The 11,690-nt window shown below is 41.4% G+C and carries 8 protein-coding genes; 5 read left to right on the forward strand and 3 right to left on the reverse strand.

The features are described from left to right. Positions 1-15: 15 nt before the first annotated feature. Positions 16-759 (reverse strand): FMN reductase, encoded by a 744-nt coding sequence (msuE, locus tag G8D99_RS00910; protein ID WP_166321769.1) that lies wholly within the window; start codon positions 757-759, stop codon positions 16-18. A gap of 376 nt (positions 760-1,135) precedes the next feature. Between msuE and G8D99_RS00915 the strand changes: the two genes are divergently transcribed. Then, a complete protein-coding gene (locus tag G8D99_RS00915) occupies positions 1,136-1,786 on the forward strand; it encodes a response regulator (protein ID WP_166321771.1) in 651 nt (216 codons plus the stop codon). Between the two features lie 106 nt (positions 1,787-1,892). On the opposite strand, the gene G8D99_RS00920 is transcribed toward G8D99_RS00915, so the two are convergent. After that, the gene (locus tag G8D99_RS00920; protein ID WP_166321773.1) at positions 1,893-2,660 is read right to left on the reverse strand and encodes a hypothetical protein; all 768 of its coding nucleotides are present in this window, start codon (positions 2,658-2,660) and stop codon (positions 1,893-1,895) included. 448 nt (positions 2,661-3,108) lie between these two features. Then, positions 3,109-6,600, reverse strand: coding sequence for a hybrid sensor histidine kinase/response regulator (locus G8D99_RS00925; protein ID WP_166321775.1), 3,492 nt, complete (start codon positions 6,598-6,600; stop codon positions 3,109-3,111). A 181-nt stretch (positions 6,601-6,781) separates the two neighbouring features. Here G8D99_RS00925 and G8D99_RS00930 point away from each other — a divergent pair, with 181 nt between their 5' ends. The 4 genes from G8D99_RS00930 (at position 6,782) to blaOXA (ending at position 11,294) form a co-directional block, all read left to right on the forward strand. Then, complete coding sequence (locus tag G8D99_RS00930; protein ID WP_166321777.1) at positions 6,782-7,114, forward strand: DUF485 domain-containing protein; 333 nt, start codon at positions 6,782-6,784, stop codon at positions 7,112-7,114. 1 nt (position 7,115) lies between these two features. Beyond that, the gene (locus tag G8D99_RS00935; protein ID WP_166321779.1) at positions 7,116-8,825 is read left to right on the forward strand and encodes a cation acetate symporter; all 1,710 of its coding nucleotides are present in this window, start codon (positions 7,116-7,118) and stop codon (positions 8,823-8,825) included. Between the two features lie 196 nt (positions 8,826-9,021). Beyond that, entirely contained in the window at positions 9,022-9,711 is a 690-nt protein-coding gene (locus G8D99_RS00940) for an ion channel (protein ID WP_166321781.1), read from the forward strand. 707 nt (positions 9,712-10,418) lie between these two features. Further along, complete coding sequence (gene blaOXA / locus G8D99_RS00945) at positions 10,419-11,294, forward strand: class D beta-lactamase (RefSeq protein WP_166321783.1); 876 nt, start codon at positions 10,419-10,421, stop codon at positions 11,292-11,294. The last annotated feature ends 396 nt before the right edge of the window (positions 11,295-11,690 follow it).

The following is an 11,690-nucleotide window of genomic DNA, read 5'->3' on the forward strand; positions in this document are numbered from 1 at the left end:
CAATGAATGTTCTTGTTATGCCACTTGTGTTTTTTTGGTGATTTTTTGGGTTGTCTTTTGATGTAAGCGTGATTCAGCCGCATCTAAGCTCGGTACTGCAGCAGAAGGTAGCACTTCAGCTTGTTCAATTTGTTTATTAATACCCAAAGACTGATTCGCTAATTGGGTTTTTTCTTTGACCACTTCAGCGCGGATGCCTTTAGCAGGTGCCCATTCTAAGATCGGGAGTGCACGTGCCACTGCCAAGGTAATGCGATCACGTAACAACTCGCTGTGAATGGTATATTCAGGGGTAAAGTCTTTGTCTGTGGCATATACACCAATCGGCAGTGTTTGTGCTTGGAAGAAGCTAAACAGTGGACGGAGTTGATGTTCAAGTACCAAAGCATGACGTTCACTACCGCCTGAAGCTGCAAGCAGTACAGGCACATCAACCAAAGCCGTTTGCTCGACAAAATCAAAGAAGTGTTTAAATAGACCCGTGAAAGAAGCTCGATAGACTGGCGTACCTACAATCAGTGCATCGGCAGCTTCAACAGCAGCTAAGTCGTCTTGAACACGTTGCGGCAATTGGTTGCGATAGATTGCACCACCCATGAGTTGTCCAATTTCACTGAACTTAATAAAGTGCACATTAATCGGCGTTGCTTCACCCAGTTCATCAAGAATAGCTTGAACCAAAGCTTCTGTTTTCGATGGGTTGTTTAAACCACCTGATACAGCAACGATATTTAATGGTTTTTGTTGTGAATTAGACATGGAGGCAAACCTAATCAATATAAATCTGAATTGCTAACCATTAATCAATATTTGGGTATATTCTGTAAAATAAGCAAATGAACATTGGTTATCTGATTTTTGTATATAAAAATAAACTGTCTAATATTTATCTATAAAAATGGATAAGTTTATGAAATTAAAAAAAATCTCAAATGCTTATAAGCTTTTCTATTTTTTGAATAAATTTTATATTTAAAAATGATGTACTTATCATTAAATTGATTAATCATTTAAAAAAGAATGCTTTTATTCGATCAAACGACATTTTTCTGAAAAATTCGTTAATATTGTTATATCCTTTACTGCTATGGCACAGTTAAAATGAAGATTGTGCTAGAGATCTCTTGCGTCGCTTATGAATATTTTAATCGTTGATGACCATCCCCTGTTTCGCCATGCTTTAATTCAAGCGGTGCGTTACAGTTTACCGCAAGCCCAAATCCATGAAACCGCTGCAGTTAATGAGTTTTATGAACGCTTAGAGAAAGGACCAGAACCTGATCTCGTTTTGCTTGATTTGAATTTGCCAGGTGCTTCAGGCTTTTCTGCATTGGTTCACGTCCGCGCACAATACCCATCTCTACCAATTATCGTGGTTTCGGCACATGAAGAAGTGTCAATTATCCAACGTTCGATTGCCCATGGTGCTATGGGTTACATTCCAAAATCTTCGCATCCAAGTAATATTGGTGAGGCGATTCGCCAAGTTTTAGAAGGTGAGATTTGGTTACCCACTAACTTGCCTGCAAACTTAAACTTTGATCCACGTGCGGCGGATGAAACCGCCTTGGCTGAACGGATTCAATCTTTAACCCCACAACAATTCCGTGTCTTAATGATGGTGGCTGAAGGTTTACTGAATAAACAAATTGCTTACGAGCTTGAAGTGTCAGAAGCCACCATTAAAGCGCATGTCACTGCCATTTTCCGTAAATTAGGCGTGCAAAACCGCACTCAAGCCGTTTTAGCGATTAGTGCGCTGAACATTGAAGAAAAACGTGTCTAAGTTAGGACTTGGCATTTAAAAATCAAAATCATAAAAAGACCTCAATAGAGGTCTTTTTTTATGGCGAATCGTTTTACTGATTCGCATCATTCAAGAGAATACATTTTTAAGCCAAACAATCTTGTTTTGAAATCAGATCCGGGCAACCTAAGGGATTGAGTGCGCATTTCAAATCATCAATCTGATCTTGAGAGACATAGCCTTTGGCTTTTAAATATTCTGCCACTCGATCATCACGTAGACTCAAGAATGCGGCATCATAAACCGCTAAATCGACAAACAGGGCAGCGGTTTCTAAGCTGTTGAACTTATCTAAAAAGACTTCATTGCCATACATCAAGAAAATATGATCATGCTCTGCAAGGGCATCCACATTTAAACGCTCGGCTAAGGTATGTGGTGAGGTTTTGATAAACAACAAATCTGAAATTTCATCAAACTGGGTCATATCCAATTGGTTTTCACCGCTTTTGACTTTGCCAAGCCAGGCTTTAAATACCAAGACTGCACCACCACGCAGTAACATACTCCAAATTTGATGACGCACCACTTCATCTAAATTTTGGCTCTCTGTTTCTAAAGCTGCAATCAGCTTGCTTTCTTGCTGAGCCAGTTTATCGAATAAACCCAAACCTTGTGGGTGGTAAGCGGGATGTGAAAATACATCAAATTTAAGCTCATCAAAGACTTGTAAAGCCAAAGGTACCGCAGCTTGGTAGATGCTTTCTAAGGCTTGTAAATGCACATCTTTTAACGCGGTATGAGGGAAAATGGCTTGCCACTGTATTTCAGGCAACATTGCATTTGCACCATACTGGCGGTGAAATTCTTGAGCTTTGCCTAAGCCGTGGGGTACTGCATCTGAAATATTCATGGCAACTCCTGATTAAATATAATGAATCACAAGTCCAAGATGAACAAAAAATATGTTCATCATTGCAACATTGAGAGCTTGCTTGATTTATGAATTATGCAAGATGCAATAGGAATAATACTAAAGTCTAATATGGGTAATTTTCAGTATTTTATTTTAATAAAAACAATAATTTATAAAATTTGTAACGATTTATTTTAAGTTTTAAATCGTTTTTTGATCAAAATTGCCATAGATAAGGCTCAAATGAACGATTCAGTCACTGTTTTATCCTCATTTTTTACTAATTTTGATTGTTTATGCATGTGCTACTCAAAAAGATGCAAATCTGTGTGTGCATAGGTCACATTTTGTATAGAAATCACCCTGATCAGGTAAATGAAACAGGGCGATCATTGTTACAAAATTTACGTCCAAAGCTATTCAATGAACCACTTTATTTAAACGATTATTTGGAAATTTTCAGTCCCGATAACCATGAACGCAGTGACGCAGGTTTTAGCGGTTTACGTAACAAGACTACATTCAGCTCTTTTAAGCGTTGTGGCAGTTCAGGGTCAGAGTCAGCAGTAATCAGTGCCACAGGAACATTGTCCTGACGATGCTGATTAATGAAATCTAAGCCAATCTTGCCGTGATTTAAATGTTGATCGACCAACCACACCTGAATGTTTTCTTGCGCAATAATCTCAAGCGCTTGTTCAGGCTCCGTGGCTTTAAACACTTGATAACCCCATTTGGTCAGTAAGGTCGACATACCTTCCAAAATGGTTTGATCATTGTCCAAGCAGAGAATTTTATAGGCTTTGGATTTTAGTGGTACTGCTTGCACTGGTGTTGCCACCACTTGCGGTGCAGCCACCACAGGCACTTCAATCATGAAGCATGAGCCTTGCCCCAATTTTGAATAGACATGTACAGGGTAGTCCAATAGACCGGTCATACGTTGCACGATGGCTAAGCCCAAACCGAGCCCTTGCTCACCCCATGGTGAAGTATGGCCACAGCGCTCAAATTCTTGGAACAATTTAATCCGTTGTTGTTCAGCAATACCCGGTCCGGTATCCCAAACCCCAATTCGGATATGATTTTCACGCTCAGCAGAACGGAGTACCCCAACCACCACACGACCTTTGGCCGTATAGCGCAGGGCATTGCTGACAAAATTTTGAATAATACGACGGATCCACTGTGGGTCAGCATCAATCCAGAATTTCACATCATGTACTTTAAATTCAATGCCACGTTGTGCGGCAATGGACTTAAACTGCAAAGCCAAGTCACTGAGCAGATCATGCAGTGGATAAGCTTGACGTTTTGGTTGAATGGTACCGCCTTCAAGTCTTGCAATATCGAGTAGCGCAGACAACATACTTTCCGCACCATGTAGCGCACGATCTAGCTGTTGTAAGGTCTTACGGTCTTCATCACTTTGAATACTTTGCTCAAGCGCGGTACTGAATAAACGTGCAGCGTGCATTGGTTGCAATAAGTCATGACTGGCGGCTGCAATAAAGCGACTTTTCGACATATTGGCTTTATCGGCTTGTTCACGTGCCAGTTGTTGTTCCGTTAAAGCATCTGCCAACTGTTGGGTGCGGTGTTGCACACGACCTTCAAGTAAGGCTTCGGTTTCACGGAAGGCCGTAATATCGGCAAAAGTTGTGACAAAACCGCCGCCTTCGATCGGGTTGCCACGCATCTGAATCACGCGACCATCCTTACGAATGCGCTCAAACTCATGCGCACTGCCGACTTTCATCCAATGGATGCGTTTACGCACGTGTTCTTCGATATAGCCCGGGCCACATTCGCCACGCTCTGCGTTATAACGGATCAAATCTGAAATTGGACAGCCGACATAAACAATGTCTTTGGGATAATCGAACAATTTCAAGTATTGATTATTCCAAGCGACCAAACACATATTTTGATCGACCACACTCACGCCTTGGGTCATATGGTCAATCATGGTCATAATCAGGTTTTGATTAAAGCGTTGCCACTGTGAGGCTTGATCGAGAATATTCGCCACCTGACCGAGCGCCAAACCATTGTTGACCATGGCGGTGGTTAGTAAAGTACGAGCTGAGGCCGCACCAATGGTTCCCGCCAAATATTGTTCAGTAAAGCGCCACCACATGCCATTGGCACTGCTATTTTCATCTAGCTCGACATTATTTAACGCACAGTATTGTTGAAAGGCTTGCATGGTCGGGCCTTCACCGGTAATACGGCGTGCCAAGGCAATTAAGTCACCGACTTTTAAACGTGCTACATCATGTTGTGAGTAATTAATTTCATTTGCTGCACTTTGTGCAGGTAAAGGTTTGGTTTCATAGTAGAAAAAGCTTTCTGCTTGAATTTGTTCTGCAATACTTGGGCGATACAAACGTGACACCCAAATATATAAAATAATGTTCATACCCAAAGCCCAAATCACGCCATGGGTCAGCGGGGCAAAAGAGGCAAATCCGAGTAAGCCTTCAGGGCGCAACCACGTCCACCCAAAAGGACCAAATTCTAAAATGTACTGCGCAATCTCATGAAAAGGTTCAGGTAAACTTCTTAAAAAAGTCGGGAACAGTAGGGTATAGGCCCACATCATGAAGCCTGCAATTAAACCTGCATAAACCCCAAATTTACTTCCGCCGCGCCAATATAAACCCCCAATCAGGGCAGGTGAAAATTGCGCTACAGCACTAAATGCCAATAGACCAAAGACCGACAGTTGATCGATATCGTTATAAAAATGGAAACAATAAAAGCCCAGTAACATCACGGTCAGAATACTGGCGCGACGTGTCAATTTAAGCAGTTGAGGGAGACGTTTGTCATGTCTTGAAATTAAACCAATACGCCACAGTGCCGGTAGGATCAAGTCATTACTGAGCATGATCGACAGTGCTACAGACGATACCAATAGCATGCCCGTAGAGGCACTGAAACCGCCCAAGAATGCCAGTAGCGTTAACCAATCTTGTCCATAGCTGATGGGTAAGGACAACACGGCAACATCAGCGACACTGATATATTCAGGTGCGGCATGCAAAGTCCAACTGGCAATGGGAATAATCGCCAATACGGTTAAAATTAAATAACCCGCGAACCAACGGCGTGCCCCTCGAATATGTTTTTCGTCGCGCAACTCCACCACAGCCACATGAAATTGGCGCGGTAAACAAATAATCGCTAAACCTGCGAGTAAGGTTTGAATCCAAAAGGTTTCAGGTACACCAAACAATTGTACTTCATTAAAGGTACGTGTCACATCACGTGACACTTGTACAATATTTTGTGGCGCATCGAGCAAGAAAAACAAAGCCACTGCAAGAAGTGCAATGATTTTCATAAACGATTCAAAGGCCACCGCAAGCATCAGCCCACCGTGCTGTTCGGTATTGGCAATTTGTCGAGTACCGAACATCATCGCCAGTAATGCCAAGATTCCGGTTAGTGCCAAAACACCATTGGTGGTGGTGCTGGCAATGGTGGTGTCTTGTCCCAAAATGACCGATGCACTCAGTGCAATGGCACGCAGCTGTAACGCCAAATAGGGAATGATTGCAACCACTGCAAGAATGGTGACTAAAGAGGCTAAAGGACCGCTTTTGCCGTAACGTGCTGCGACAAAGTCGGCAATGGATGAAATGGCATGGTGTTGACGTACTCGACCGAGTCGTCGCCATACATCATAGCCAAACCAAATGAACAGCAGTGGACCCAGATAAATCGGTAGGAAAATAATCCCTTGGCGTACCGCAGCACCGGTTGATCCATAAAACGTCCAAGATGAACAATACACCCCTAAAGTCAGACTGAACAGGAACATGCGCCCCCGTGTGCTGAGTCGACTGGCATGTCGTTCACCAAAAATGGCACAGACAAAAAGGATCAAGATGTACAGGGCAAGCACCCCAATAATCAACCAACTGTTCATAGCAAATACGGCATAAAAATCTAGCGCTATGATAGCGCATCCGTGAACTGCCACGTTCAAATTGCTCAAAATTTAACGACCAAAGTCTAAGTTACGAGATTGAGTAAATATTGCTAAGTTGTCGAACGGAATAATAAGATTAAAAAATAGCCATATGGGATATGGCCGAGGAGTAGTAGAAATGGATGATAGACAAGTAGAACAGATTCTACACAATCCAAAATTTAAGGAAATGGTTTCCAAAAAAAGCACATTAAGTTGGACACTGACCATCATTATGTTGGTGGTCTATGTCGGCTTTATGCTTTTGGTCGGCTATAACAAAGAGTTCCTCATGAGTTCAGTGTCGGGCGGTGTCACCACTTGGGGCATGCCATTGGGACTGGGCATTATTGTGCTGTCCTTTGTGTTATGTGCGGTGTATTCCTACATCGCCAACAATAAACTCGATCGTCTCAATGAAGAGGCAATGAAAGAAGTCGAAGCAATTACTCACGAGAAAGGGCTGCATTAAAATGAAATGGAATTCATTCAAAGCACTGGCAGCATCGACCTTGTTGATGTCTGGCATGGCATTCGCTGGACCTGATCTAGGTGAAGCACAGCAACAAGCCACCAACTGGCACGCGATTATCATGTTTATCGTGTTTGTTGGTGCAACCTTATTTATTACCAAATGGGCTGCAAAACAAACCACCAATACCAATGATTTCTACACCGCAGGGGGTGGCATTTCAGGATTCCAAAATGGTTTAGCGATTGCCGGTGACTTTATGTCAGCAGCGTCATTCTTAGGTATTTCTGCGATGGTGTTTATGTCAGGCTTTGACGGCTTGCTGTATTCATTGGGCTTTATGGTGGGTTGGCCGATTGTATTGTTCCTGATTGCAGAACGTTTACGTAACTTGGGTAAGTTCAACCTGTCTGACGTAGTGTCATTCCGCTTAGAAGAAAAACCTGTGCGTACCTTAGCGGCAATCAGCTCTTTGGTGGTGGTGGCATTTTATCTGATTGCACAAATGGTCGGTGCAGGTCAGTTAATCAAACTGCTTTTCGGTTTGAACTACAACATTGCAGTGGTGATCGTAGGTCTCTTGATGATGGCTTACGTGATGTTTGGTGGCATGTTGGCAACCACGTGGGTACAGATCATTAAAGCGGTGATGCTACTCTCTGGTGCAACCTTTATGGCCTTTATGGTGATGAAAGGTGTGGGCTTTAGCTTCACCAATATGTTTGAACAAGCGATTGGCATGTACTCTAGCGTGCATAGTATTAGCTTAACTGAAGCGACCAAAATCATGGGGCCGGGAAGCCTGGCATCGAATCCCATTGATGCGATTTCTTTAGGTTTAGCCTTGATGTTCGGTACTGCGGGTCTGCCACATATTTTAATGCGTTTCTTTACCGTGAAAGATGCCAAAGAAGCCCGTAAATCAGTGGTTGTAGCGACAGGTTTTATTGGTTATTTCTACCTATTGACCTTCATTATTGGTTTTGGTGCGATTCTTTATGTGGCGAACAATCCACAGTTCATCGATGTGGCAAAAATGGCAGTCACGGGCAAGTTAGAGCTTGTCGGTGGTAACAACATGGCTGCAGTTCACTTATCCGATGCAATCGGTGGTGATCTGTTCATGGGCTTCATTTCTGCTGTGGCCTTTGCAACGATTCTTGCTGTTGTGGCAGGCTTAACCCTTTCAGGTGCTTCAGCCATCTCACATGACTTGTATGCCAATGTATTCAAAAAAGGTCAAACCACGCCTGAATCTGAACTACGTATGTCAAAAATGGCAACGCTCGGTCTTGCAATTTTTGCCATGATTTTAGGTATTTTGTTCGAAAAACAAAACGTGGCGTTCATGGTTGGTTTAGCTTTCTCTGTGGCATGTTGTGCAAACTTCCCAGTGCTTGTGCTTTCAATGTATTGGAAAGGTTTAACCACACGTGGTGCAGTGATTGGCGGTGTAGTGGGGCTGGTGACTGCTGTGGTATTGATCATTCTGTCTAAAGCCGTATGGGTCGATACGCTGAAAATTTCTGATACCGCAATCAACCCATTCAATGGTCCAGCGATTTTCGCGATGCCATTGTCATTCTTCTGCTGTTGGTTGTTCTCTATTACGGATAACTCTGCAGGTGCCCAAGCGGAACGTAAAGGTTTCGATGCACAGTATGTTCGCTCACAAACAGGGATTGGCATCTCGGGTGCTTCAGATCATTAAGTTGAAACTGATTTAAATTCGATACAATAAAAAAGTCCCCAAGTGGGGCTTTTTTTATGAGGACCAGTTAAGCAGTAACTGTATCCACGATCGCTACAATTTTATATTTTATACCATTACATCTTCATGTTAGTTTGCATTAAGAATAACAAATACACCTCAATCACAGCTTATAAAAACAATCTGGAACACCTGTATGCAAGCGTTTATCGACTTTTGGAAAGCTTTTCGGTTATTGCCTTCAGCATGGCTATTGCTTTTACAATTCGTGATTTTACTCCTGTCACTGTTGACCAATAACAGTGTGTCTTACCGTGCATTAACATGGGCATTGGGGGTGCTGGTATTGTTGATTATTGCCAAAGTAATTCGTCAAACGCCTGTCTTTACCATCATGGGTTTAAGCTTTGTTGGTGGTGCACTGATTTTTTCTGCACTCATCTTGTTTGGCATCCATGATCCTTATGTGATTGCAATCAGTCACTTCTTTGAAGCAAGCGCTTATTTTATTGCTGCTTTTGGTTTACTTCGTTATATGTTCGCAGACCGCTACCTGACCAAAGATGAACTATTTGCAGCAGGCGCGGTATTTACCCTGATCGCATGGGGTTTTGCATTTTTATACAACATTTGCCAAATCTTGATTCCCAACAGTTTTTTAAATCCAAATGCGATGGGTCAACAATCATGGTTGGATTTATTGTTCTTGAGTTTTAGTTTGCAATCTGCCACAGGTTTGTCGGATCTAATTCCTTTAAGTCCTGCATCACGCGTAATTGCCATGTTGCAAATGTTCTGTGGGGTGATGTATTTGGCGCTGATCGTCTCGCGCTTGATTGCATTGCAATATATTGCGCATTTGCCCAAGCATAAAGATGGAGAATAGAGGCTGAATTGCTCATAAGTTTTGTAGTCAAAAGTGAACAAAGAACGAATGCAATACAAGGAATTGAATACCCTAATAGAGTTGTTTACTTTTGAAACACTTGATTAATCTATATGAGATTTTCATCAATAAAATGTACATTAGTGTGTTGATGTTCAAGCCCTACTAAATTAATCGGCTTTACAAAATAGCATAGCTTTCACATAATACCTCTATCAACTTGAGATGAAGATACAGATGTCTTCTTCAGTGTTTCAAGTCAAAAGATTTATCTTTTATATGCCCAACTTTCCCCAAGGTTGGGTTTTTTTTCGTCTTTAGAAAAGAGCATATTGAAGAATTAGATTTGAAAACCAGAGCTTAAAGCATGATTTTTATACGAAATGGAACGGATGAAATGAATGATTAAAGAATAAGAATGCATTTTTGCATCATGGTAGTGCATTTTTAATAATTTGTTGGTTATTTTTAGACATAAAAAAACCTAATTTTCATAGAAAATTAGGTTTTTTCGCCAAAACTTGAGGGAAATTTAGAAAATCTGCTGAGGAATATATCTAAATCGCCCTAATGCGGTGCATTATGCACTAAATTATCGCAGTGGTAAATATTTTTTTACAAATTTTAGAATTTTTTTCCTCGAATCTTGTCCAAAGTCAGAACAACATGATGTTTGAAATATCGACACAGCAGATATGATGCACACCATGAAGATCAAGGCATACCTAGGATATATAACGTTAAGTTTAAGCATTGGACTGAACTTAAGTGCCTGTCGTTCAAATGCTGAAATCAAGTCCTCAGATTCCAGTCCAATGGTTCATTCTTGTCATTCAGATCACATTTCTCAAAACAAAAGCAATGATATAAAAAATCTGTTCAATGCATCGCATCATCAGGCAGTGTTTATGACCTACGATGGTCAGGCTTTTCACTGTTATGGCAATGCGCTTGAACGAGCAGAGCAAGCCTATGTGCCTGCTTCTACCTTTAAAATCCTCAATGCTTTGATTGGATTACAGCATCAAAAAGTTACTACAGATGAAGTGTTTAAATGGAATGGTGAGAAACGACTGTTTTCAAGTTGGCAAAAAGACATGAATTTGTCTGAAGCCATGCAACTGTCCGCTGTACCGGTCTATCAGAGTTTAGCGCGTCGAATCGGTTTACGACGCATGCAACAAGAGCTCGAGCGCTTAGAATATGGCAATCAATACGTTGGAGATCACGTCGATCAATTTTGGCTCAAAGGTCCGCTTAAAATCACTCCGAAACAACAAGTACGGTTCATTTATGATTTGGCGACTCAGCAATTGGCTTTCGATGCGACCGTTCAACAGCAGGTTCAACAGATGCTGCTAGTTGAGTCGAGAGCAGGCACTACCCTTTATGCGAAAAGCGGATGGGCCATGGATGTGAATCCGCAAGTGGGGTGGTATGTGGGATGGGTTAAAAAATATAATGGAGAAATCGTGGCTTTTGCATTGAATTTAGACCTGTATGAAAATTCAGATGTAGCTGAACGTCAAAATTTGAGCTTAGATGTCCTGGATAAATTGGGAATATTTCATTATTTAAAATAGAAAAATATCGTAATGATCAGGCAAAAAAAAGCCCAACCGATTGGGGATGGTTGGGCTTGAAAAAGGATGTTTTATGTGTGGGAGAAACATCCGAGGAATAACCTTAAATTCCTGTAGCGAGACTGAACAATCGTCTTCATCGTTGCTATGAAGTGATTATGCATCTCGCCTTTTTAGATTGAAAATGGGTAAATTTTATCTAAATAATCTAATAAGTCGATCAAAAAGTATCATTCAATTTAATTCGATGATTCTTATTTGGTAATTTTAAAAATGTAATTTTTATACATGATGATTAACATGATAGGTCAATAAAAATACTTTTGATATGCTTTGATTTTAAGCTTCTCGCTATCGTATGATGAATATCATCGCAAGCTAAAGGTTTGTTTTATT

The organism is Acinetobacter lanii (assembly GCF_011578285.1).
Taxonomy (GTDB): Bacteria; Pseudomonadota; Gammaproteobacteria; order Pseudomonadales; family Moraxellaceae; genus Acinetobacter; species Acinetobacter lanii.

What these genes read in the sequence shown, in the direction of transcription:
- blaOXA (WP_166321783.1), top strand. Translation starts at nt 10,419, where the DNA reads ATGAAGATCAAGGCATACCTAGGATATATAACGTTAAGTTTAAGCATT.
- G8D99_RS00920 (WP_166321773.1), bottom strand. Translation starts at nt 2,660, where the DNA reads ATGAATATTTCAGATGCAGTACCCCACGGCTTAGGCAAAGCTCAAGAA.
- G8D99_RS00930 (WP_166321777.1), top strand. Translation starts at nt 6,782, where the DNA reads ATGGATGATAGACAAGTAGAACAGATTCTACACAATCCAAAATTTAAG.
- G8D99_RS00915 (WP_166321771.1), top strand. Translation starts at nt 1,136, where the DNA reads ATGAATATTTTAATCGTTGATGACCATCCCCTGTTTCGCCATGCTTTA.
- msuE (WP_166321769.1), bottom strand. Translation starts at nt 759, where the DNA reads ATGTCTAATTCACAACAAAAACCATTAAATATCGTTGCTGTATCAGGT.
- G8D99_RS00940 (WP_166321781.1), top strand. Translation starts at nt 9,022, where the DNA reads ATGCAAGCGTTTATCGACTTTTGGAAAGCTTTTCGGTTATTGCCTTCA.
- G8D99_RS00935 (WP_166321779.1), top strand. Translation starts at nt 7,116, where the DNA reads ATGAAATGGAATTCATTCAAAGCACTGGCAGCATCGACCTTGTTGATG.
- G8D99_RS00925 (WP_166321775.1), bottom strand. Translation starts at nt 6,600, where the DNA reads ATGAACAGTTGGTTGATTATTGGGGTGCTTGCCCTGTACATCTTGATC.